Consider the following 24,116-nt stretch of genomic DNA (forward strand, 5'->3'; position numbering starts at 1 on the left):
TTACTTTGAGAAGTTACAACATTCGAAAAAGCAGTAAACATTTGCCTTGAGCTATTGACAAAAGTGAAAGAATCAGATAGAATAGTAAAGTATGTTTAGTAACTGATCACTTTATAGCCGGCTAAACGAATACAAAATCTATGAGGAGGTATTCATCGTGAAACGTACTTATCAACCAAGTAAACTTCGTCGTGCGCGCAAACACGGATTCCGTAACCGTATGTCAACTAAAAACGGTCGTCGCGTATTGGCAGCTCGTCGTCGTAAAGGACGCAAAGTTTTGGCTGCATAATCCAAACGAACCATAACAAAAATCAGTAGGAACTCGAGTCTACTGATTTTTATTTTTGTAAAAAAGTTCAAAAAGGCTTTATATTTTTGCTTAAATGGTGTATAATATTTCACATACTGTAAAAAATGGAGAATAATCATGAAGAAATCAAAAGTTATGCTTTTTGGAGCTATGGCTTTGACAGCAGGTCTAGCTCTAGCGGCATGTGGGTCTTCCCAATCTAGTAATGCTGAGAAAACCTACTCTTATGTATTTACTAGTAATCCTGATACCTTGGACTACATTACGTCAACACGTGGTTCCACTTCTAGTATTACGACCAACTTGATTGATGGCTTGTTAGAAAATGATAAGTATGGTAATCTCATTCCATCTATGGCTGAGTCATGGACGGTGTCAAAAGATGGTTTGACCTACACTTATAAAATCCGTCAGGGGGCGAAATGGTACACTTCAGAGGGCGAAGAGTATGCGGATGTAACGGCTCATGACTTTGTGACAGGTCTCAAGTATGCAGCTGATAAAAAGGCTGAAAACTTGTACTTGGTTCAAGACTCTATCAAGGGCCTCGCAGACTACGTTGAGGGGGAAACATCTGACTTTGAAACTGTTGGTGTTAAGGCAGTGGATGACTATACTCTTCAATATACTTTGAATAAGCCGGAATCTTACTGGAATTCTAAGACTACTGGGGGCATTTTGAGTCCTGTAAATGAAGCTTTTTTGAAATCTAAGGGAGATGACTTTGGAAGTGTAACACCATCCAGTATCTTGTCAAATGGTCCTTACTTGTTTAAATCTTTCTCATCAAAATCTTTGATTGAATTTGATAAAAACCCTAATTACTGGGATAAGGACAATGTGAAAATTGAGAAAGTGAAGCTCTCTTTCTTTGACGGTTCTGATCAAGATAGTTTAGCGAGAGGATTTTTGGAAGGGAACTACTCGGACGGTCGTATCTTCCCGACAAGTTCAGTGTTTAATCAGTTGAAAAAAGGGAATGAGGATAAAATCACCTACACACCACAAAACTCAATTACCTTCTATTATCTTTTTAACGTTAATCGTCAAAGCTACAAGCAGACCATGAAACAGTCTGATAAGGAAAAGACAGATTCACTTGCGGCCATGCAAAATAAAGATTTCCGTCAGGCTATCAACTTTGCCTTTGACCGTCATGCCTATGCGGCGCAGACAAATGGTGAAGATGGAGCAGACCGTATCTTACGTAACACGCTTATCCCAAGTGATTTTGTCCAAATCGGTGGTAAAAACTTTGGAGATGTTGTCAATGAAAAGATTATTAACTATGGTACAGAGTGGTCGAATATCAATTTGAATGATGCGCAACCTGCCTTTTTGAATCCTGAAAAAGCCAAGGCAGCATTTGCTAAAGCTAAAGAAACCTTGCAAGCAGAAGGCGTGACCTTCCCAATTCATTTGGATATGCCGGTTGACCAGACGGCCAAGTTAGATGTGCAACAAGCAAGTTCCTTTAAGCAGACAGTGGAAGAAACCCTTGGGTCGGACAATGTTGTGATTGACGTGATTCAACTTTCTCCAGACGAGAAGGATCAAGCTACATTCTTTGCAGATACAGCTGAACAAAAGGACTATGACATTGATATTTCAGGTTGGAGCGGAGATTACTCGGATCCGAAAACTTATCTTGATCTCTTGGATCCAGAGTCAGGTTCACAGCTTAACAACATTGGGTTGACTGCTGGAAAAGATAATGAAGTAAAAGAAAAAATTGGACTTTCTGCTTATAAGAAGTTACTAGATGAAGCAGATAAGGAAGTTGAAAATACTCAGGCTCGTTATGAAAAATTTGCTGAAGTCCAAGCTTGGTTGACTGACAGCGCCCTCTTCCTACCAGTTCAAAGTGGCGGAGCCAACCCAATCTTCCGTAAGACTGTACCGTTCACAGGAGCTTTCTCTTTCGTTGGTCATAAGGGAGATGCTGATAACTACAAATATGTTGAACTACAAAAAGAGCCGGTAACTGCGAAACAGTACCAAGAACTCTATGAAAAATGGCTGAAAGAAAAAGCTGAGTCAAATAAAAAAGCTCAGGAAGATTTAGCTAACCATATTCAATAATATTCCTAGTCATGCTTTTCAGTTAAGCATAGTGGCTGGATTCAGAAAAAGACCTTACTAGACGCTTTTGATTCTGGTAGGGCCTTTTCTTTATGTTTGATGCTCAATGAAAATCAAAGAGCAAACTAGGAAGCTAGCCGCAGGCTATACTTGAGTACGGCAAAGTGAAGCTGATATGGTTTGAAGAGATTTTCGAAGAGTATGAATCCAAAACATAGCAGATTGAAGCTAGACTAGTACATCATAACTACTAAAACATTTATATAAATCAATTAAAATTCATAAAACGGTATAAGCGATTATAAATAAAAAAATAGCAAATAGGGTAAATTTCTCCGCACTCTAAATAATAAAAAAAATTAGGTTAAAAGTGGACGGGGGGGGGGGATTTTATGCTATAATGTACGTGAATTCTTATCGCCTAAAACGAAAATATCATAATAAAATATCATTATCATTTATCGGATTTTTGAATAAGAAGAAATAAAAATAAAAAATGGAGATCAAATAATGAAGTACAAGAGAACTCAGAAACGCTCTAAGCAGATGTGGCAGCGTGTGGAAAAATTTTCGATTAGAAAGTTTAGCTTTGGAGCAGCGTCGTGTTTGATTGGGGCTATTACTGTACTTGGTCCATCATCTCAAATAGCTAGTGCGGACGGGATAACATTCTATGAAGCTAATGGTGATAAAGTGACCGCTTATGCTCATGGAGAAAGTGTGTATAAACTTAGAGGTACTTCAACAAGTATTTATAATGCATTCCGCATGGACGTTGATACTTCCAAGTATACAAAAGAAAATCCAGTCATTACGGTTACATTAAGGTATAACGCTCCAGATAACCCGAATGAAAAAGCTCCGATATTCTGGAGTGGACGACCATTCCATTGGTTCACTGTGCCAGAAGGAACAGAAGAATTAGGAAATAACTATGGACTTACACTAACAAATGGTAGTGGAGTTACTAATAATTATACAAATTGGAGTAGTTGGGAAAGTAATTCACGTTTTATTCATAGTAAATATAAAGGTAACCCAGATGCTTGGGAAAGATTTAATGAAACTACTGGAGAAACGTTAAGAAAAACACCTTTTGTAAGTTTAAATAGTGAATTTAATAAGTTTTTAGGAGATTATAATAATCGTTGGTATGATAATAGTAATATGCCTACTCAAAAAATTATGAATGACCTTCGTACTCAGAGTCGCAGTATTTACGTTGACTGGGAAAAAAGAGCAGCTGGAACTGTAACGGTTACTTATACTACTAAGGTAAAAGATCCTGTAAATACTAAAGAATTAACGATTGGTATGGGGATCTATCAAGAATTAAATAAACAACAATATGCTCGTGTTGAAACTATAAAACTACCAGTATTGTATAAATTAAATGAACTTTTTGAACCAAAGGTGCCAGAACGTACAGGAGTAGTAGATAAAACAAAACTTACAAATGATGAAGTAACAACAATTAAAGAAAAAATTTGGACAACAAATAACAATAATGAAAGTGAGCTTTTATCTACTAATAAATCGTTTAAAGATAATCTAAAAAACGATAAAGATTCAATTAGTATTGATGAAAAAACTGGTAATGCAACGATTACTTATAAGGATGGTAGTACTGATACTATTGAAGGTTCTAAGTTGATTTATGAAAAACCAAAACCAGCCAAAACTGAGACTCTAAAAAAAGTTACGCATGGATGGCTTACGTACTACATTAATCCTGTAGAAGTGGAAAGATATGATAAAATAAGTGAAGAAGACAAAGCTCGAGCCTTAGATAGCTTTGTAAGTGCCAATTTAACGGAAGGTGGTCTGAATTACTACAAAAGTCATAAAGAAGTACGTAAGAGTGATCTTAAATCTGGGGTTGACCTTAGCTTGGTGGCGAAGCCTGCTAGACTTGCCTTCAATGGAAAAGATGATTTAGATATTATACGAACAGGACTTGTACGTACCCTAGGTACTGTACCTAAAGAACACCTATTTAGGCAAAAGCAACAACCTGCATTTGATGTTAACGCTGCACGTACTGAAGCAAATACGGTAATTGATTCATTAGATAATCTATATCCAAGTGAAAAAGAAGGATATAAAAATCAAATTAAAGGAAAAAATACTCGAGAAGAGATTGAAAGAGTTCTGAATGAAGCCCAATCAAAAGCTAATGAAAATGCTGTAGAATTAGCTAAAATGAAAAAAGATGCTAATGATAAGATCAATGCGCTAGGTTACCTAACAAAAGAAGAAAAAGATGCTGCAATTAACAAGATTAATTCTGCAACGATTAAACAAAATGATGCGGCTGTTGATAAAGCAGTCGGGACTAATAATCTAGATACTGACGCTAATCGCGAAGAGACAAAAGCTCGTTTAGATAGCGTTGTAGCAGACTTGGTAGCAACAAATTTAACAAGAGTTAGAGATGAAGCAATTAAAAATATTAACAAAATTTCAGATGAGAACTTACCAAAAGCTGAAAAAGATAAGTATATAGAGGACATAAAGAAAGCAAATGACGAGGAAACTATCTTAAATCTTGTAAAAAAAGCGCAAAAAAAAGCGTCAGATGCAGAAGCTGCTCGTAGAAAAGCAGAAGCCGATAAAGTTCGTCAGCAATATAAGGATATGATTGCTAATATTCCAGGTTTAACTGATGACGAGAAAAAACAATACGATGATGCAATCGATAAAGCAACTAGTACCGATGAAATGGCTGCTATCGTTGACTTTGCTAAATTATCAGGTGAACGTAAAAAAGCTGTAGCTGAATTAGAAAAACTACAATACTTAAATAATAATCAAAAACAATCATTTAAAGAACGAGTAGAAAACAGCGCTAATAAAGAAGATATAGAAAATTATGTTTCACAAGCTAGACAATTAAATAGTAAAATGAAACAACTTCATGACTTAGCTGAAAAAGCAAAAACAATTAAACCAACGGTTAAATATACATCGGCTGCAACAGAGAAACAAACAGCCTTTGATAATGCGTTAGAAAAAGCAGAAAGTGTGCTAAATAAAGAAAATGGTGCTGATAAAACTATTACAACTGTGGGCAATTTATTTACTGCATTAGAGACAGCGATTAATAATTTACAACCTAATGGTGAAAAAGTAAAAGTTAATGCCGATAAATCAGCCTTACAAGCAGAGTATGATAAAAAGGATTCGGTTAAAAACTCACCAGCGTACACTAAAGAAAAAGATGAAGCGAAAAAACAAGCTTATGATAATGCATTAATAAAAGCTAAAAAAATATTAGATAATACTGATGCTACACAAGATGCAGTAGATAAAGCGTTAGAAGATTTAGAATCAGCTCGTTCATCACTAACAGGTAAGGCGGATGAATTTGAATTAACGAAGAAAGATGACAAACCAGTACTTATTTCTGTTAATCCAGTTGTAGGAGCGACTAATTTATCTTCAGAAGATAAAAAGTTAGTTCAAGATAAGATAAACGGAATACCGACTGGAGCAATAGTAATCTATAAACCAATAGTAGCAAAAGCTGATAAAAAATACGTACCAGTAAAAGTTACACACGAAAATATTTCAAAAGAAATTGAAATTGAAGTGGTTCAATCTGAAGCAGCGAAATCTCCACTAAATGATCCAGAAAAAGTAAAAGTTAATAATGTTGATAATTTATCAGATGATGAAAAAGAAGCAGTAAAAGCAGCAGTTAAGAAAGCAAATCCAAACTTAAACGACAAAGATATTTCAGTAGATGAAAAAGGAAAAGTAACAGTAACATATCCAGATACATCAACAAACACGTTGGAAGCAAACAAAACTGTAGAAGCTAAAACAGAGTTAGACAAAGCAAAAGAGCAAGCGAAAGCAGACTTAACGGCTGCAGCTAACAAAGAACAAGCAGAAATCGAAGCAGACAAGACCTTAACAGAAGATCAGAAGAAAGCTGAAAAAGCAAAAGTCGATGAAGCTAAGAAAGCTGCAGAGTCTAACATCGATAAAGCTGGAACAACTGACGAAGTAGCGAAAGCAACAGAAGACGGTAAGAAAGCAATCGATGCAGTACACAAAACAGAGTTAGATAAAGCTAAAGAACAAGCGAAATCAGACTTAACAGAAGCAGCTAACAAAGAAAAATCAGAAATCGAAGCAGACAAGACCTTAACAGAAGATCAGAAGAAAGCTGAAAAAGCGAAAGTCGATGAAGCTAAGAAAGCTGCAGAGTCTAACATCGATAAAGCTGGAACAACTGACGAAGTAGCGAAAGCAACAGAAGACGGTAAGAAAGCAATCGATGAAGTGCACCAAACAGAGTTAGACAAAGCTAAAGAACAAGCGAAATCAGACTTAACGGCTGCAGCTAACAAAGAACAAGCAGAAATCGAAGCAGACAAGACCTTAACAGAAGATCAGAAGAAAGCTGAAAAAGCAAAAGTCGATGAAGCTAAGAAAGCTGCAGAGTCTAACATCGATAAAGCTGGAACAACTGACGAAGTAGCGAAAGCAACAGAAGACGGTAAGAAAGCAATCGATGCAGTGCACAAAACAGAGTTAGACAAAGCAAAAGAGCAAGCGAAAGCGGACTTAACAGAAGCAGCTAACAAAGAACAAGCAGAAATCGAAGCAGACAAGACCTTAACAGAAGATCAAAAGAAAGCTGAAAAAGATAAAGTTGATAAAGCTAAGAAAGCTGCAGAGTCTAACATCGATAAAGCTGGAACAACTGACGAAGTAGCGAAAGCAACAGAAGCAGGTAAGAAAGTAATTGATGCTGTTCATAAAACTAATGCTGAGCAAGCAACTCCAAATGTAAAAGATTCAGTAACTGAAGCAGGAGGAGTTCCAGTAAGTGTTGACCCATCTAACGCTCCTAAAGTAGCAGAAGCAGATAAAAAAGCAATTACAGAAGCTGTAGTAGTACCAGAAGGACAACCACAACCGACAGACAAACAAGTCAAAGATGACGGAAAAATTGTGAATGGAACAGGAGCAAATGAAGGTAAGAAAGTAGTTGTAGTAGAAGTTACTTATGGTGACGGATCAAAAGATGAAATCGAAGTACCTGTAAGAAAAGCAACTGATCAGGAAAAAGCAAAAGCTGACCTAACAAAAGCTGCAGATGCTGAAAAAGCTGAAATTGATGAAGACAATGCATTATCTAAAAAAGAAAAAGAAGCATTGAAGAAACAAGTTGATGAACTGAAAGCCAAACACGAAGAAAAGATCAATAATGCAACTTCGCCAGAAGCTATAGCGTCAGCCACAGAAAAAGGTAGACAAGAAATTGCTGCTGTTCATACTCCACAAGATATTACAGAAACAGCTAAGAGAAAGTTAACTCCACCAAAAGAAAGAGTTAAGGTCACAGATATCAATCATTTGACAGATGAAGAGAAAGAAGCTGTTAAAAAAGCGATTGTGGCGACTAACCTTTCATTAGAAGAATCTGAAATCTATGTGAGTGATAAGGGAGATGTAGCTTCTCCTAAAGGTTACTTGGAAGCAGAAAAAGTTGTTGTTCAAGCATTAAACAAACCAGCGACACCAGTTGTAGTGGCTGATCCAAATCATTTAACAAATGATGAAAAGGAAAAAGTGAAAGAAGCTGTAGCCAACGCAAATCCTGGTCTAAACAAAGATGATATTACAGTCGATGATAAAGGTAATGTAACAACTAAGAATGGTGATAAATTACTTGCAAAAGATGTAGTAACTCCAGCCCTGAACAAACCAACAACACCAGTTGTAGTTGGAAATCCTAATGCTTTAACAGAAAAAGAAAAAGAGGACATTAGGGATGCTGTCGCAGCTGCAAATCCAGGTTTAAACAAAGGTGATGTTACAGTAGATAACCAAGGAAATGTTAAAACTCCAAAAGGAAATCTACCAAAAGAAGATGTTGTCACAACAGTTTTAAATAAACCAAATAAACTTGTTGAAGTAGAAAATCCAAATAGCCTAACAGTTAAAGAAAAAGAAGCGGTTAAGAAAGCTATTGTAGAGGCAAATCCAGGTTTAACTGAAGATAAAGTCAAAGTCGATGATCAAGGAAATGTCACAACACCACAAGGTAACTTGCCAGCAAAAGATGTTGTAACTTCTACCTTGAAGAAACCAACAACCCCAGTTGAAGTTGTTAATCCATCTAAACTGACAGAACCAGAGAAATCTAAGATTGTAGAAGAGATTATTAAAAATAATCCTGATTTAGCGGATAAAAAAGATAAAATTAACGTTGATGATCAAGGCAATGTTGAAACACCAAAAGGTAATTTACCAGCAGAGGATGTAGTGACACCAGCTTTGAAAAAACCGACAAAACTTGTCCCTGTTAAAGATGTCCATAGCTTAACAGAAGCAGAAAAAGACGCTGTTAAGGATGCTGTTGTAGCTGCAAATCCAGGCTTAAACAAGGACGATGTCAAGGTTGATGGTCAAGGCAATGTTGAAACGCCAAGAGGTAATTTACTGGCAGGAGAAGTTGTAACTCCAGCCTTGAAGAAACCTGTTACACCTGTAGAAGTTAAAGATCCTAAAAACTTAACAGATGCAGAAAAAGACGCTGTTAAGGATGCTGTTGTAGCTGCAAATCCAGGCTTAAACAAGGATGATGTTAAGGTTGATGGTCAAGGTAATGTTGAAACACCACAAGGTAATTTACCAGCAAAAGATGTAGTAACACCAGCTTTGAAGAAACCTGTCACACCTGTAGGAGTTAAAGATTCGAATAACTTAACAGACAAAGAAAAAGAAGATGTTAAGAAAGCTATTGTTGAAGCAAATCCAGGCTTAAACAAGGACGCTGTCAAGGTTGATGATCAAGGAAATGTTGAGACTCCAAACGGAAATCTACCAAAAGAAGATGTAGTAGTACAAACTGCCAAAGGGCAATCAACAAATGTCTTCAAGCCAGAGTTAGACTTACAAACTGCTTTAGTATCCGGAAAAGTAACTGTAGAAAAAGGTAAAGACTTAGCTGATGAAGAAATCCTAAAACAATTAGCACTAGCTGATGGAGTAACAGCGAAAGTTATTTCTAAACCAACTACAACTGAAACAGGAACTAAAGAAGCAGAAGTGGAAGTAACGCTAGCGGATGGTAACAAAGTAACTGTGAAAGTACCGGTTGAAGTAGTTGATTCCTTAGACACAGCTGATAAAGATAATGATCTTGCTAAGGCGAAAGAAGATGCTAAAAAACAAGTAGAAGAAGCTGCCAAAGCTAAAATCACTGAAATCAAGAAGGATACAGGTTTAACTGAAGAGCAAAAACAAAAAGCTGAAGAAGCAATCAATAAAGCTAAAGATGAAGCTAACAAAGCTATTGACGAAGCATCATCAGCAGGAACAGCTAAACAAATTGCGGATCAAGCAAAAGAAAATATTGGAAAATATGATCCAAAAGCTGATACAGAAGTTAAGAAACCAGATGTAACAAACCTTGATGAAGAAAAAGCGAAAGCAAAAGCTGAGATACTAGAAGAAGCTCAAAAACGCATTGACGAAATCAAGAACAATAAAGATTTATCAGACGAAGCGAAAGCCAAAGCTATCGAAGAAATCAATAAGGTCAAAGACAAAGCGATTGAAGACATCAACAAAGCTCAATCTAAAGATGAAATCAACGCGGCGAAAGAGGCTGGTATTCATAAGATAAATGAAGTTCAACCAGAGGGCTCTATTGCATCTAAATTCAATCCGAAAGTTCCTGAAAACAAAGTGGAAGTGGAAAATCCAGCAAAACTTTCAGATGAAGAAAGAGAACAAGTTCGTCAAAACATCGAAGGAGCTAACACATTCCCAGATGGAACAACAGTAGAAGTAAAACCAGATGGAACAGCTGTTATCACATATAAAGATGGTTCAAGTGATACAATTTCTAAAGATAAATTAGTAACGCCAGCTAACAAAGAGACAGGAACAATCGCGTCAAGAACCGAGCCAGTTATCCCAGGAAAAACACAAGTAGGAAATACTACGAAGTTAACACCAGAAGAACAGGCTGTGGTTAAAAAAGCGGTTGAAGAAGCGAACAACTTCCCAGCAGGAACTACAGTAGAAGTAAGACCTGATGGAACAGTAGTCATCACCTATCCAGATAAATCTGTAGATACAATAACAGGGGATAAACTTGTTGAAAAAGGAAGTAAACAAGAAACTCCAAAAGTTCAGACAGATGCAGAGAAGAACCCAGCGCAAGTTCCAGGAAACTTTGTACCTGTTGAAAATACTCACAACTTGACACAGACGGAGCAAGATACTGTAGCAGCTAAGGTCAAAGAAGCAAATCCAGCGGCGACAGATGTTAAGGTATCTAAAGATGGAACAGCAACGCTAACATATGGAGATGGTTCAGTAAACACAATTCCAGGAACCAGTCTAGTAGTAGCCAAAGATACTGACAATGAAGTTGCAACACAAGCCGCGCAAAACCCAGCTGTGGTACCAGCAACTACAGAAGTTGGAAATGCTCATAGCTTAACACCTGAGGAACAAGCTGCAGTAGCTACGAAAGTGAAACAAGCAAATCCGACTGCTACAGATGTTAAGGTATCTAAAGACGGAACAGCGACATTGACATACTCAGATGGTTCAGTCAATACAATTCCAGGCACCAGTCTAGTAGTTCAAAAAGAGGAAACTTCAACACAAGAGCAACCAACAATCGCAGAGAAGACAAAAGTAATCATCCCAGCTAACCCTACAAAAGTAGCAGAAGCTACAAGATTAACAGATGCAGAAAAAGAAGCTGTTAAAAAAGCTGTAGTAGATGCAAATGGATTCGGAAGCGATGTTAAAGTTGAAGTAGCTGGAGATGGCACAGCGACAATCGTCTTTAAAGATGGTTCAGCTATTACAATTCCAGGAAATCAATTGGTAGCACAAGATCCAAAAGCACAAGATAGCACTAAACCGACTGCTGAAAAATCAACTGTTAAAGCGCCTGCTCAAAGAGTAGATGTAAAAGATATAACTCATTTAACAGATGAAGAAAAAGAAAAAGTTAAGGTTGCTATTTTACAAGCAAATGGTTCAGCATTAGACGGAGCGACAATCAATGTAGCTGGAGATGGTACAGCAACAATCACATTCCCAGATGGTTCAGTAGTGACGATTCTAGGGAAAGATACAGTTCAACAATCTGCCAAAGGTAAATCTGTAACTCAAGAAGCTACACCAGAGTATAAGCCAGAAACTACACCAGGTGGAGATAATGGAGGCAATACTGGAAGCTCAGATGCTAATGCGAATGCAGGCGGTGGTAGCCAGGCAGGCGGACAAGCTAATACAGGTTCACAAAACCCAGCTCAATCACAAGCTTCTAAGCAATTAGCTACTGAAAAAGAATCAGCTAAAAAGGCCATTGAAAAAGCTGCCAAGGACAAGCAGGATGAAATCAAAGGCTCACCGCTTTCTGATAAAGAAAAAGCAGAACTTTTAGCAAGAGTGGAAGCAGAAAAACAAGCAGCTCTCAAAGAGATTGAAAATGCGAAAACTGTGGAAGATGTGAAGGAAGCAGAAACGATTGGAGTGCAAGCCATTGCCATGGTTACAGTTCCTAAGAGACCAGTGGCTCCTAATGCTGCTCCTCAGGCAACAAGTACACCGCAGGCAACTGCAGGAACAATGCAAGATGTTACCTACCAGTCACCTGCTGGCAAACAATTACCTAACACAGGTTCAGCATCAAGTGCAGCACTTGCTAGTCTTGGTCTAGTGGCGGCAACCAGTGGTTTTGCTTTGCTAGGAAGAAAGGCTAGACGTAGAAAATAGGACAGCTAGAAAATTCTATTCTCTACTTAAAGTTAGATTATAAGGGGGATTTTGAGAAGTCATCAATCCTAGTGATGGGTGAGCAAAGTAAGAACCCAAGATAATCACACACTTTAGCTGAAAAGGGATATTCTATCAATGTAACCAGTCTCTTCTGTCTCTAACAGTGGAATAGAAGATGGGCAATATCGGATAGAAAAGCTAGCAGAATAGCTCTCTATTGAAGAGAGGAGGGAAACCGAAAAATTGGGTGCCCCTCCTCTTTTTTGGTATAATAGAAGATAGAAAACGAGGTTAGAAGAGATGATTTTTGATACACATACACACTTGAATGTAGAAGAATTTGCGGGTCGTGAGGCAGAAGAAATTGCCTTGGCTGCTGAGATGGGTGTGACGCAGATGAATATTGTTGGTTTTGATCAACCGACGATTGAGCGTGCCTTGGAGCTGGTAGATGAGTATGACCAACTCTACGCGACTATTGGTTGGCACCCGACAGAAGCAGGGACTTACACGGAGGAAGTCGAGGCTTACTTGTTGGATAAGTTAAAACATCCCAAGGTTGTTGCCTTGGGTGAGATTGGCTTAGACTACCACTGGATGACAGCGCCAAAAGAGGTGCAGGAACAGGTTTTTCGCAGTCAGATCCAGCTATCTAAGGACTTGAATTTACCTTTTGTTGTCCATACCCGTGATGCGCTGGAAGATACCTATGAGATTATCAAGAGCGAGGGTGTTGGTCCTCGTGGTGGTATCATGCATTCTTTCTCAGGAACTCTTGAATGGGCAGAGAAGTTTGTCGCGCTTGGTATGACCATTTCCTTCTCAGGAGTGGTGACTTTTAAGAAGGCAACTGACATCCAAGAAGCAGCTAAAGAGTTACCTTTGGATAAGATTTTGGTGGAGACGGATGCTCCCTACTTGGCTCCTGTTCCTAAGCGTGGTCGCGAAAATAGAACAGCCTATACGCGCTATGTAGTGGACTTTATCGCTGACTTGCGTGGCATAACGGCAGAAGAACTGGCGGCAGCAACGACTGCAAATGCAGAGCGAATTTTTGGATTGGACAACAAGTGATGAAAGAAAAAATTTCCCAAGTCATCGTGGTCGAAGGTCGCGATGATACGGCCAATCTCAAACGTTACTTCGATGTAGAGACCTATGAGACACGAGGTTCTGCCATCAATGATCAGGATATAGAGCGGATTCAGCGCTTGCACCAACGTCATGGAGTCATTGTTTTTACAGACCCAGATTTTAATGGGGAGCGGATTCGCCGCATGATTATGACGGCCATTCCAACAGTCCAGCATGCCTTCCTCAAACGAGATGAAGCTGTTCCTAAGTCCAAAACCAAGGGACGTTCTCTGGGAATTGAGCATGCCAGCTATGAAGACCTGAAAACGGCTCTAGCTCAGGTGACAGAACAATTTGAACATGAGAGTCAGTTTGACATCAGTCGTAGCGACTTGATTCGCCTTGGTTTTCTAGCAGGAGCAGATAGCCGTAAGCGACGAGAATATCTAGGAGAGGCTCTCCGAATCGGCTATTCCAACGGCAAGCAACTCCTCAAACGCCTAGAGTTATTTGGGGTCACCTTGGCAGAAGTGGAAGAAGCTATGAAATCTTATGAGTAGGAAAGATGTAGCCGTTACAATTTTTTGAATTTCACAGTATTTTTCGAAGCAGGTAGAAGAGGAGGTGTCTGATGTTAATTGGTCAAAAAATTAAAGAGATTCGGATAGAAAAAGGAATTAGTCGTCCAGATTTTTGTGGAGATGAGCTAGAACTGACAGTTCGTCAACTGTCGCGAATTGAAAGTGGAGCTTCGCAACCGAGTTTGCCCAAGTTAGACTATATTGCTCGCCGGCTAGGAGTTCCAGCTTATAGCCTTATGCCGGATTTTTCAGCTCTTCCTCCTGCTTATTTAGAATTGAAATACCAGATTTTACGTGAACCAATCTATGGTAAAGAAGAGGAGTATGATAAGAAAGAAGCATGTTTGGAAGAGATAGAGGATTTATTTTATGAGCAACTTCCTAATGAGGAAAAAGTATGGTTTGAAGCTACTAGAGCAACGATAGATGTTATTCGAAGCGGACGACCAGAATATGGGGAAACCGTACTGGACGATTATTTTACAACAATTTACGATAAGGAATTGTTTTTGATAAATGAATTAGAAGTTATCAACTTATATTTTGCTATAGTGCTTACAAAGATAAAACAAGGTCAAAATCAGATTGAAGAAATTAACAGAATTCATTCGTTTTTAGTTCGTTTGACAAATCATGTAGAATTGATTGCACCAGAATATCTGTTTGCTTTAAGTAACACTTTGTTTTCGGGTCTAGCCTGTTTGGATAATTTGTCGTCTTATGATTCACTAGAATCTTATATCTTTAGCCTTAATCATATAATGGAAAAAACACAAGATTTCCAGAAGAAACCAATTATATTGATGTTGGAGTGGAAATTATCTCTAATAATAAACAATGATTATGTATCTGCCGAACAGTTCTATCAGAAATCGAAGCTATTTGCTGATATAATAGAAAATTCTTATTTAGTTACTATGTTGGAGAAACAATGGCAAGAAGATTTAAAAAAATATTTATAAATATCGTGAAGCAATGACAAAAATGTCCTTGTTCTCGCATCAAAACAGTTCTAAAGTTCGTTTTTAGAGCTGTTTTTTTAGATATGAGCCAAAAATAATATGAAATAGTTAGATTTTAAGGACATTGATGTCCTTTGAGTTTATTTAAAAATAATTTATAATCAATTAAAACGTGAAAGGAGATTACAGTATGAACTTTTTTAGTTTATTTTATTTAGTTACTTGGTGGTTTAAATAAAATTTAGTTATGTCTACTTAGTCTCAAAAAATTTATTCATAACATATAATAAATACAACTTGATAGACTAAATTAGAAAAATAAGGAGAGGATACCATGAGGTGTTGCTTTGAAAAGGTCTATGATCCATGACTTAGTTTTACTTGAATAGAAAATAGACAATATATAATAAATATTTATGATATAATAAAAAATAGAGGAGTATCAATATGAAACAAACAGTTAAAAAATTAGCCCTTGTAGCGAGTCTTGCAGCAACATTAGGTGGAGGAGTAGCAGTAGTATCGGCCGCGGTTAAGTATCCAGGCGGTGGTGTCTGGACGTATGGTTCGGCTAACGGAGGTGCTTACTCAAACTACTATCACCCCTCAAAATACCATAGTTCAACAGTTTCTAGCAGATGGAATAGTTCATCTGATAAGGGATATGCTGATGCAGGAGGAACATCTCGAGCTTGGATTCGTACTGCGTGGGGCGAGCAAGTAAGCTTTTATTATGATTATTAAAAATTATACACGAGAAAGTAAAAACATTTCTGGGTGAGTTGATAACAATGCTTTACTTGGTCATCTCTCTAGCAGGTGACCAAGTAACTTTTTGGAGGAAGTGATGAAACGTTTATTTATTTTGATTTCAATGGTATTGGTATCGCTTTATATGGTGATAAATTCCGTTGATCATCGAGAAGAGATTTTATTTGGTAACTATCCCTCTGTTGATGTGATGGGTACTGGGCTAGACCAATCAGTAGCTGATCGAGAAAAACTGACAGAGGCTTTGAGTCACTTGGCGGTAGAGCACAATAGTCTCATCGCTCGTCGGATTGTTGAGCCAAATGAAGCTGGAGAAACACGCTTTACCTATGCCACTTATGGTCAGGGAGAGCTTCCAGAAGGTTTGACCATTTCCTCCAAGGAGAGTGTAGAAACGAGTGATTTATTAGGGTCTTACTTGATTGTATCAGGAAGTTTGGATGGAGTGAGCTTACAGACCGCCCTGCAAGAACTTGGTTATAATGGTGTTGTCTCGAATAGAACAGAGGCATTTTCGATGGTCGTCCTCTTGTCTGCTACCCCAATGGGGCTACTGAGTCTAGCTATTTTTCTGCTGACTTTTATGAGTCTGACCCTGATTTATCGGATCAAGTCCCTTCGTCAGGCAGGGATTCGCTTAATCGCTGGTGAGAGCTTGTTTGGAGTGGCTCTCAGACCAGTATTAGAAGATATGAGACAGCTTATCTGCTCAGTGCTGGTATCCAGTCTTTTGGGATTGGGGATTCTCTGGTATCAAGGTGCCTTGTTTATGGCAACGGTGCAACTGGTCATCATTGCTCTTCTACTTTATGGATTGACCTTGGCCGGGATTTCTACCTTACTAAGTGTCGTCTATCTACTTGGTTTACAGGAAAATAGTCTGGTGGATCTATTGAAAGGGAAACTCCCTCTCAAACGTATGATGACATTGATGATGATGGGGCAACTCTTAGCTGTATTGGTGGTCGGTTCGAGTGCGACTACTCTCCTACCCCACTACCGTGAAATGCAGGAGATGGAGAAAGCTAGCGATAAATGGAGCCAGTCCTCAGACCGTTACCGTCTATCCTTTGGTTGGTCTAGTGCATTTGCCGATGAAGAAGGAATGCGTAAGGATAATCGTGAGTGGCAGACATTTACTGAAGAACGGTTAGCTAATACAGACTCTTTTTATATTATGAGCAATGTTGACAATTTCTCAGATGGAGCAGAAGTGGACTTAGATGGCAATCGTCTCAGTGACTACACACCGTCAGGGAATGTTATCTATGTCTCACCGCGCTATCTGATAGAAGAAAAGATTACCGTTTCTTCAGAGTTTATGGATAAGATGCAAAACTTGTCTGAGGGAGAGTTTGGGCTGATCTTGCCTGAGAGCTTGCGAGAGCAGTCTGCCTACTACCAAGGATTGTTTACAGATTACCTGCAAAGATTTTCATCTGAAAGTGTAGAGGCGACGAGTCAGAAACACTACCTTCCACAGTTAAGGCTAGCTTTTACAGAAACAGGACAGGAACGTTTCCTCTATAATGATGGGTACAAGACAACACGTCAGTACCTAAAAGATCCGATTATTGTAGTTCTAACGCCGCAAGCGACTGGAACAAGACCTGTTGCAGGGATGTTGTGGGGAACTACGGCTAATAGTGCCTTGAAACTAGATCGATATGGAGACAGCATTACCGCTCTAAAAGAGCAAGGTCTGTATCACAAGGTCTCTTACTTGGTAAAAAGCCAGCTATTTTTTGCCAAGGTACTAAATGACAAACGGGTGGAGTATTACTCTCTCCTTATTGGGACGATTTTGACCCTGTCTACGGCTATCTTGTTATTTGATTCCATGAATCTTCTCTATTTTGAGCAGTTTAGACGGGAGCTTATGATTAAACGTCTTTCTGGTATGACAATTTATGAGCTTCATGGCAAGTACTTACTGGCGCAAGGAGGAGTTCTCTTGCTTGGCCTAATCCTATCTAGTGTTTTGACAGGAGATAGCTTGATCAGCGCTTTAGTTGTAGCTTTGTTTACGCTTAACGCCCTCTTGATTTTAGTAAGGCAGGATAAAAAGGAAGAAGCTGGTAGCATGGCAGTATTGAAAGGAAAATAAGATGATTGATATTCAAGGATTGGAAAAGAAATTTAATGACCGAGCGATTTTCTCTGGTTTAAATCTCAAGCTGGAGAAGGGCAAGGTCTATGCCTTAATCGGAAAGAGTGGAAGCGGAAAGACGACGCTGCTGAATATCTTAGGCAAACTAGAAAAGATAGATGGAGGAAGGGTTCTCTATCAGGGGAAAGATTTAAAAACCATACCCACTCGTGAGTATTTTCGAGACCAGATGGGCTATCTCTTTCAAAATTTTGGCCTCTTAGAAAACCAATCAATCAAAGAGAATTTGGATTTGGGCTTTGTTGGTCAGAAAATCTCAAAAGTCGAGCGTTTGGAAAGGCAAGTGGAGGCTTTAGAAAAGGTTAATCTAGGATATTTGGATTTGGAACAAAAAATTTATACTTTATCTGGGGGAGAGGCCCAACGAGTTGCCCTTGCGAAGACTATTTTGAAAAATCCACCCTTGATTTTGGCAGATGAACCGACAGCAGCTCTTGATCCTGAAAATTCAGAGGAGGTTATGAATCTCTTGGTGGGCTTGAAAGATGAAAATCGAATGATCATCATTGCGACCCATAATCCCCTAGTCTGGAATAAGGCCGATGAAATTATTGATATGAGGGAGCTTGCTCATGTGTGAAAAAATCCGTATTCGCAGGGTATCTGATTATCCTAGTGCCAGAGGTGGTTTAGAAGATATTCTCATCATGGAAAACATGACCAATCATCTTCTTTTAGTTCAAATCCGAGTGAATGGCTATTTGCTTGATTTTGCTAGCATTGAAGGGCAAAGACAAAAGTATTATCGTTTGAAAAATTTACCTCAAACGGTTGAACTGACAGTGGATGATGTGGAGGAGGATGTAGATTTGACCCTACCTGAAAATCGAAGTTATCAAGAAGCTGATTTTTTCGAACGGATGTTTCGAGAGAAGCGCTAAGTCCCCCTTTAAAGATTTCCAAGACTATCTTTCTTCATGAGGAAAGATAGTTTTTTGGTATGATTTTCACCCCCAAAATACAAGGGGAATGTGTTACAATAGTAGTAACAGATATTAGAAAAGAGAATAGATGAGAATTGCAGATTATAGCGTGACCAAGGCAGTACTGGAGCGTCACGGTTTTACCTTTAAAAAGTCCTTCGGGCAAAATTTCCTGACGGATACTAATATCCTTCAAAAGATCGTGGATACGGCTGGAATTGATGACCAGGTTAATGTCATCGAAATTGGGCCAGGAATTGGTGCCTTGACGGAGTTTTTGGCTGAGCGTGCAGCTCAAGTTATGGCCTTTGAGATTGACCATCGTTTGGTACCGATTTTGGCAGATACCTTGCGTGATTTTGATAATGTGACTGTAGTCAACGAGGACATTCTCAAGGTTGACTTGGCGCAACATATCCAAAATTTTGAAAATCCTGACTTGCCAATCAAGGTAGTGGCTAACTTGCCATACTACATCACGACGCCTATTCTCATGCACTTGATTGAGAGTGGGATTCCTTTTAGTGAGTTTGTGGTTATGATGCAGAAAGAAGTGGCGGACCGCATTTCCGCTCAACCAAATACCAAGGCTTATGGTAGCTTGTCGATTGCGGTTCAGTATTACATGACTGCCAAGGTTGCCTTTATCGTGCCTCGTACGGTCTTTGTGCCAGCGCCAAATGTGGATTCAGCCATCTTGAAAATGGTGCGTCGTTCAGAGCCAGCCGTAGCAGTTGAAGACGAGAACTTCTTCTTTAAGGTTTCCAAGGCTAGTTTTACTCATCGCCGCAAGACCTTGTGGAATAACTTGACAGGTTACTTTGGCAAGACTGAAGAAGTCAAGGACAAGCTGACTAAGGCTTTGGACCAATTAGGCTTGTCACCAAGTGTGCGTGGGGAAGCTCTCAGCTTGGAAGAGTTTGCCAGTCTAGCAGATGCACTTAAAGGGCAAGGACTCTAAGATGCAGGGACAAATCATTAAAGCCTTGGCTGGGTTCTACTATGTGGAAAGTGATGGTCAGGTTTATCAAACACGGGCGCGTGGGAATTTCCGTAAAAAAGGCCATACCCCTTACGTTGGGGACTGGGTAGATTTCTCTGCCGAGGAAAATTCAGAGGGCTATATTCTTAAGATTCATGAACGCAAAAACAGCCTAGTCCGTCCGCCCATTGTCAATATTGACCAAGCTGTAGTAATCATGTCCGTCAAGGAACCTGATTTTAACAGCAATTTGCTGGATCGGTTCTTGGTTCTTTTGGAGCACAAGGGCATCCATCCCATCGTCTATATTTCCAAGATGGACCTACTGGAAGATAGAGGGGAACTGGATTTTTATGAACAGACTTATGGTGACATCGGCTATGAATTTGTGACCAGTAAAGAAGAACTTTTGCCTTTGTTAACAGGCAAGGTTACAGTCTTTATGGGGCAGACAGGTGTTGGTAAGTCAACCCTTCTCAATAAAATCGCACCAGATCTCAATCTTGAAACAGGAGAAATCTCAGACAGTCTGGGTCGTGGGCGCCACACTACTCGAGCTGTTAGTTTTTACAACCTTAATGGGGGCAAAATCGCGGATACACCAGGATTTTCATCCTTGGATTATGAAGTATCAACGGCGGAAGACCTCAATCAGGCCTTTCCAGAGATTGCTACTGTCAGTCGAGACTGCAAATTCCGCACTTGTACCCATACCCATGAGCCGTCTTGTGCTGTCAAGCCAGCTGTAGAAGAGGGTACCATTGCGTCCTTCCGTTTTGACAACTACCTGCAATTCCTTAGCGAAATTGAAAATCGCAGAGAAACCTATAAAAAAGTCAGCAAAAAAATTCCAAAATAAGGAGAAACCTATGTCTCAATACAAGATTGCTCCGTCAATTCTGGCAGCAGATTATGCCAACTTTGAACGTGAAATCAAACGCCTAGAAGCAACTGGGGCAGAATATGCACATATCGACATCATGGATGGTCATTTTGTACCGCAAATCAGTTTTGGTGCGGGTGTGGTCGAATCTCTTCGTCCTCATAGCAAGATGGTCTTTGACTGCCACTTGATGGTAGCTAATCCAGAGCATCATTTAGAGGATTTTGCGCGTGCAGGTGCGGATATCATCAGCATCCATGTGGAAGCAACACCTCATATTCATGGTGCCCTCCAAAAAATTCGTTCACTCGGTGTCAAGCCATCAGTTGTCATCAATCCTGGTACGCCTGTTGAAGCTATTAAGCACGTGCTTCACCTAGTTGACCAAGTTTTAGTCATGACAGTTAACCCTGGCTTCGGTGGTCAAGCCTTTCTGCCAGAAACCATGGATAAGGTCCGTGAGTTGGTTGCCTTTCGTGAGGAAAAAGGTTTGAAATTTGAGATTGAAGTTGATGGCGGGATTGATGATCAAACTATTGCCCAAGCCAAAGAAGCTGGTGCGACAGTTTTTGTAGCAGGTTCCTATGTCTTTAAGGGAGATGTCAATGAGCGAGTACAAACTCTCAGAAAACAACTGGACTAGGGTTGCCGTTTTTGCCGGTGGAGACCGCGGTCATTATCGGACGGACTTTGATAGTTTTGTCGGTGTGGATCGAGGCTCGCTCTGGGTCTTGGAAGAAAATTTGCCTCTCACTCTAGCAGTCGGAGATTTTGATTCTGTGACGGAAGAAGAGCGACAGGTGATTCAAAAACGTGCCCAGTATTTTGTCCAAGCGCGACCAGAAAAAGATGATACAGATTTGGAATTGGCTCTCTTGACTATCTTTAAGAACAATCCTCAGGCTCAGGTCACTATTTTCGGTGCTTTGGGTGGCCGTATTGACCATATGCTGGCCAATGTCTTTCTGCCTAGCAATCCCAAATTAGCACCCTATATGCGCCAGATAGAAATTGAGGATGGGCAAAACTTGATTGCCTATTGTCCGGAAGGGACCAGTCAGCTTGAACCCCGTTCAGACTATGACTACCTAGCCTTTATGCCAGTTCGGGATAGCCAGCTGACCATTCTCGGTGCCAAGTATGAGTTGACAGAGGAAAATTTTTTCTTTAAAAAAGTGTACGCTTCTAACGAATATATAGATAGGGAAGTGTCGGTGACTTGCCCAGATGGCTATGTGGTCGTGCTACATAGTAAGGACAGGAGGTAGGATGGAAAGTTTACTTGTTCTATTATTGATTGCCAACCTAGCTGGACTCTTTCTGATTTGGCAGAGGCAGTATAAGCAGGAAAAACATCTCAGCAAGAGCTTGGAGGATCAGGCAGATCACTTGTCAGACCAGTTGGATTACCGTTTTGAACAAGCCAGACAAGCCAGCCAGTTGGACCAAAAAGACTTGGAAGTAGCTGTCAGCGACCGTTTGCAAGAAGTGCGAATCGAATTGCACCAAGGTCTGACGCAAGTCCGTCAAGAAATGACAGAGAATCTCCTCCAAACCAGAGATAAGACAGACCAACGTCTCCAAGCCCTGCAGGAATCCAATGAGCAACGTTTGGAACAAATGCGCCAGACAGTCGAGGAAAAACTAGAAAAGACCTTACAGACACGCTTGCAGGCTTCCTTTGAGACAGTTTCCAAACAACTGGAGTCAGTCAATCGTGGCCTTGGAGAAATGCAGACAGTTGCCCGCGATGTCGGCGCCCTCAACAAGGTTCTCTCTGGAACCAAGACGCGAGGGATTCTGGGAGAATTGCAACTGGGGCAAATCATCGAAGACATCATGACCCCTGCTCAGTACGAACGAGAATACGCAACGGTTGAAAACTCTAGTGAACGAGTGGAGTATGCCATCAAGTTACCCGGACAAGGCGACCAGGAATATGTCTACTTACCGATTGACTCTAAGTTTCCACTGGCAGATTATTACCGCCTAGAAGAAGCCTATGAAGCAGGTGATAAGGATGAGATTGAACGCTGTCGCAAGTCACTCCTAGCAAGCGTCAAGCGCTTTGCCAAGGATATCAGGAACAAGTACATAGCACCACCTCGGACGACTAATTTTGGAGTTTTGTTTGTTCCGACAGAAGGTCTTTACTCAGAAATCGTCCGCAATCCTATCTTCTTTGATGATTTAAGACGGGAGGAGCAGATTATTGTCGCAGGTCCAAGTACCCTATCAGCCCTCCTCAATTCCCTATCAGTTGGCTTCAAAACTCTCAATATCCAAAAGAGTGCCGACCATATCAGCAAAACGCTTGCCAGCGTCAAGACCGAGTTTGGCAAGTTTGGTGGGATTTTGGTTAAGGCACAAAAACACCTCCAACATGCCTCTGGCAATATTGATGAATTATTAAACCGTCGCACCACAGCTATCGAGCGGACGCTCCGTCACATTGAGTTGTCAGAAGATGAGCCTACGCTTGAACTACTCCATTTCCAAGAAAATGAGGAAGAATATGAAGATTAGTCACATGAAAAAAGATGAGCTGTTTGAAGGCTTTTACCTAATCAAATCAGCTGACCTGAGGCAAACTCGAGCTGGGAAAAACTACCTAGCCTTTACCTTCCAAGATGATAGTGGCGAGATTGAAGGAAAACTCTGGGATGCCCAACCTCATAACATTGAGGCCTTTACCGCAGGTAAGGTTGTCCACATGAAAGGACGCCGAGAAGTTTATAACAATACCCCTCAAGTCAATCAAATTACTCTCCGCCTGCCTCAACCTGGTGAACCCAATGATCCGGCTGATTTCAAGGTCAAGTCGCCAGTTGATGTCAAGGAAATTCGTGACTATATGTCGCAAATGATTTTCAAAATCGAAAATCCTGTCTGGCAACGGATTGTCCGAAAGCTCTACACCAAGTATGATAAGGAATTTTACTCTTATCCAGCTGCCAAGACCAACCACCATGCCTTTGAAACGGGTTTGGCTTATCATACGGCAACCATGGTGCGCCTGGCCGATGCCATTAGCGAGGTCTATTCTCAGCTCAATAAGAGCCTGCTCTATGCGGGGATTATGTTGCATGACTTGGCTAAGGTCATTGAATTGACGGGACCAGACCAGACCGAGTACACAGTGCGAGGCAATCTTCTTGGACATATCGCTCTGATTGATAGTGAAATTACCAAGACAGTGATGGAACTCGGCATCGATGATACCAAGGAAGAAGTCGTTTTGCTTCGTCACGTCATTCTCAGTCACCACGGCTTACTTGAGTATGGAAGCCCAGTCCGTCCACGCATTATGGAGGCAGAGATTATCCATATGATTGACAATCTGGATGCTAGCATGATGATGATGTCAACAGCTCTGGCTTTGGTGGATAAAGGAGAGATGACCAATAAAATCTTCGCTATGGATAATCGTTCCTTCTATAAACCAGATTTAGATTAATAATTTAAGAAAAATGAGCATTTTTTAGGATAAGAATGTTCGTTTTTTTATGTGAATATGGTATAATAAGTAAAAGACAAAAATGAATACTCTTCGAAAATCTCTTCAAACTAGGGTAGTATCGCCTTGTCGTATGTATATATACATGTA

At 40.0% G+C, this 24,116-nt stretch carries 16 protein-coding genes and 1 pseudogene; all 17 read left to right on the forward strand.

All coding sequences use genetic code 11. From position 1 onward, the window contains the following. Positions 1-157 precede the first annotated feature (157 nt). Positions 158-292 (forward strand): 50S ribosomal protein L34, encoded by a 135-nt coding sequence (gene rpmH / locus HT711_RS10120; protein ID WP_000831905.1) that lies wholly within the window; start codon positions 158-160, stop codon positions 290-292. A 138-nt stretch (positions 293-430) separates the two neighbouring features. Further along, the gene (locus HT711_RS10125; RefSeq protein ID WP_173250117.1) at positions 431-2,395 is read left to right on the forward strand and encodes a peptide ABC transporter substrate-binding protein; all 1,965 of its coding nucleotides are present in this window, start codon (positions 431-433) and stop codon (positions 2,393-2,395) included. A 546-nt stretch (positions 2,396-2,941) separates the two neighbouring features. Beyond that, positions 2,942-11,008, forward strand: a pseudogene (locus tag HT711_RS10130) (DUF1542 domain-containing protein); the annotation flags it as partial. A 66-nt stretch (positions 11,009-11,074) separates the two neighbouring features. Next, positions 11,075-12,160, forward strand: a complete 1,086-nt coding sequence (locus tag HT711_RS11495; protein ID WP_345890518.1) for a DUF1542 domain-containing protein — start codon at positions 11,075-11,077, stop codon at positions 12,158-12,160. Positions 12,161-12,463: 303 nt separating this feature from the next. Next, entirely contained in the window at positions 12,464-13,237 is a 774-nt protein-coding gene (locus HT711_RS10135; RefSeq protein ID WP_173250122.1) for a TatD family hydrolase, read from the forward strand. After that, the gene (rnmV, locus tag HT711_RS10140) at positions 13,237-13,797 is read left to right on the forward strand and encodes a ribonuclease M5 (RefSeq protein ID WP_049521364.1); all 561 of its coding nucleotides are present in this window, start codon (positions 13,237-13,239) and stop codon (positions 13,795-13,797) included. Before HT711_RS10135 ends, rnmV begins: the two co-directional genes overlap by 1 nt. Positions 13,798-13,868: 71 nt before the next feature. Next, positions 13,869-14,780, forward strand: a complete 912-nt coding sequence (locus tag HT711_RS10145) for an XRE family transcriptional regulator (RefSeq protein WP_164226881.1) — start codon at positions 13,869-13,871, stop codon at positions 14,778-14,780. A gap of 447 nt (positions 14,781-15,227) precedes the next feature. Next, complete coding sequence (locus HT711_RS10150; RefSeq protein WP_023936706.1) at positions 15,228-15,524, forward strand: lactococcin 972 family bacteriocin; 297 nt, start codon at positions 15,228-15,230, stop codon at positions 15,522-15,524. A gap of 103 nt (positions 15,525-15,627) precedes the next feature. Then, positions 15,628-17,658, forward strand: coding sequence for a bacteriocin-associated integral membrane family protein (locus tag HT711_RS10155; protein WP_173250123.1), 2,031 nt, complete (start codon positions 15,628-15,630; stop codon positions 17,656-17,658). Position 17,659: 1 nt separating this feature from the next. Then, positions 17,660-18,301 carry an ABC transporter ATP-binding protein gene (locus tag HT711_RS10160; RefSeq protein WP_000565529.1) on the forward strand — a complete coding sequence of 214 codons (642 nt, stop codon included), beginning with the start codon at positions 17,660-17,662 and terminating at the stop codon, positions 18,299-18,301. After that, a complete protein-coding gene (locus HT711_RS10165; RefSeq protein ID WP_173250125.1) occupies positions 18,294-18,602 on the forward strand; it encodes a hypothetical protein in 309 nt (102 codons plus the stop codon). Before HT711_RS10160 ends, HT711_RS10165 begins: the two co-directional genes overlap by 8 nt. Before the next feature lie 130 nt (positions 18,603-18,732). Then, complete coding sequence (gene rsmA / locus HT711_RS10170) at positions 18,733-19,605, forward strand: 16S rRNA (adenine(1518)-N(6)/adenine(1519)-N(6))-dimethyltransferase RsmA (protein WP_173250127.1); 873 nt, start codon at positions 18,733-18,735, stop codon at positions 19,603-19,605. 1 nt (position 19,606) lies between these two features. Next, positions 19,607-20,485 (forward strand): ribosome small subunit-dependent GTPase A, encoded by an 879-nt coding sequence (rsgA, locus tag HT711_RS10175; RefSeq protein WP_173233602.1) that lies wholly within the window; start codon positions 19,607-19,609, stop codon positions 20,483-20,485. Between the two features lie 10 nt (positions 20,486-20,495). Then, positions 20,496-21,152 carry a ribulose-phosphate 3-epimerase gene (gene rpe / locus HT711_RS10180; protein WP_173233600.1) on the forward strand — a complete coding sequence of 219 codons (657 nt, stop codon included), beginning with the start codon at positions 20,496-20,498 and terminating at the stop codon, positions 21,150-21,152. Further along, on the forward strand, positions 21,115-21,777 hold the full coding sequence (locus HT711_RS10185) for a thiamine diphosphokinase (RefSeq protein WP_173233598.1): 663 nt from the start codon (positions 21,115-21,117) through the stop codon (positions 21,775-21,777). The genes rpe and HT711_RS10185 overlap by 38 nt, the downstream gene beginning before the upstream one ends. Before the next feature lies 1 nt (position 21,778). After that, positions 21,779-23,035 (forward strand): DNA recombination protein RmuC, encoded by a 1,257-nt coding sequence (locus tag HT711_RS10190; RefSeq protein ID WP_173233596.1) that lies wholly within the window; start codon positions 21,779-21,781, stop codon positions 23,033-23,035. Further along, the gene (locus HT711_RS10195; protein ID WP_173233593.1) at positions 23,025-23,966 is read left to right on the forward strand and encodes a 3'-5' exoribonuclease YhaM family protein; all 942 of its coding nucleotides are present in this window, start codon (positions 23,025-23,027) and stop codon (positions 23,964-23,966) included. Before HT711_RS10190 ends, HT711_RS10195 begins: the two co-directional genes overlap by 11 nt. The last annotated feature ends 150 nt before the right edge of the window (positions 23,967-24,116 follow it).

This window comes from Streptococcus sp. 1032, assembly GCF_013277015.1.
GTDB lineage: Bacteria > Bacillota > Bacilli > Lactobacillales > Streptococcaceae > Streptococcus.

Bases quoted from the DNA above. Each gene is read 5' to 3' on its own strand.
- HT711_RS10125 (WP_173250117.1), top strand. From the start codon at position 431: ATGAAGAAATCAAAAGTTATGCTTTTTGGAGCTATGGCTTTGACAGCA.
- HT711_RS10135 (WP_173250122.1), top strand. From the start codon at position 12,464: ATGATTTTTGATACACATACACACTTGAATGTAGAAGAATTTGCGGGT.
- rnmV (WP_049521364.1), top strand. From the start codon at position 13,237: ATGAAAGAAAAAATTTCCCAAGTCATCGTGGTCGAAGGTCGCGATGAT.
- HT711_RS10145 (WP_164226881.1), top strand. From the start codon at position 13,869: ATGTTAATTGGTCAAAAAATTAAAGAGATTCGGATAGAAAAAGGAATT.
- HT711_RS10150 (WP_023936706.1), top strand. From the start codon at position 15,228: ATGAAACAAACAGTTAAAAAATTAGCCCTTGTAGCGAGTCTTGCAGCA.
- HT711_RS10155 (WP_173250123.1), top strand. From the start codon at position 15,628: ATGAAACGTTTATTTATTTTGATTTCAATGGTATTGGTATCGCTTTAT.
- HT711_RS10160 (WP_000565529.1), top strand. From the start codon at position 17,660: ATGATTGATATTCAAGGATTGGAAAAGAAATTTAATGACCGAGCGATT.
- HT711_RS10165 (WP_173250125.1), top strand. From the start codon at position 18,294: ATGTGTGAAAAAATCCGTATTCGCAGGGTATCTGATTATCCTAGTGCC.
- rsmA (WP_173250127.1), top strand. From the start codon at position 18,733: ATGAGAATTGCAGATTATAGCGTGACCAAGGCAGTACTGGAGCGTCAC.
- rsgA (WP_173233602.1), top strand. From the start codon at position 19,607: ATGCAGGGACAAATCATTAAAGCCTTGGCTGGGTTCTACTATGTGGAA.
- rpe (WP_173233600.1), top strand. From the start codon at position 20,496: ATGTCTCAATACAAGATTGCTCCGTCAATTCTGGCAGCAGATTATGCC.
- HT711_RS10185 (WP_173233598.1), top strand. From the start codon at position 21,115: ATGAGCGAGTACAAACTCTCAGAAAACAACTGGACTAGGGTTGCCGTT.
- HT711_RS10190 (WP_173233596.1), top strand. From the start codon at position 21,779: ATGGAAAGTTTACTTGTTCTATTATTGATTGCCAACCTAGCTGGACTC.
- HT711_RS10195 (WP_173233593.1), top strand. From the start codon at position 23,025: ATGAAGATTAGTCACATGAAAAAAGATGAGCTGTTTGAAGGCTTTTAC.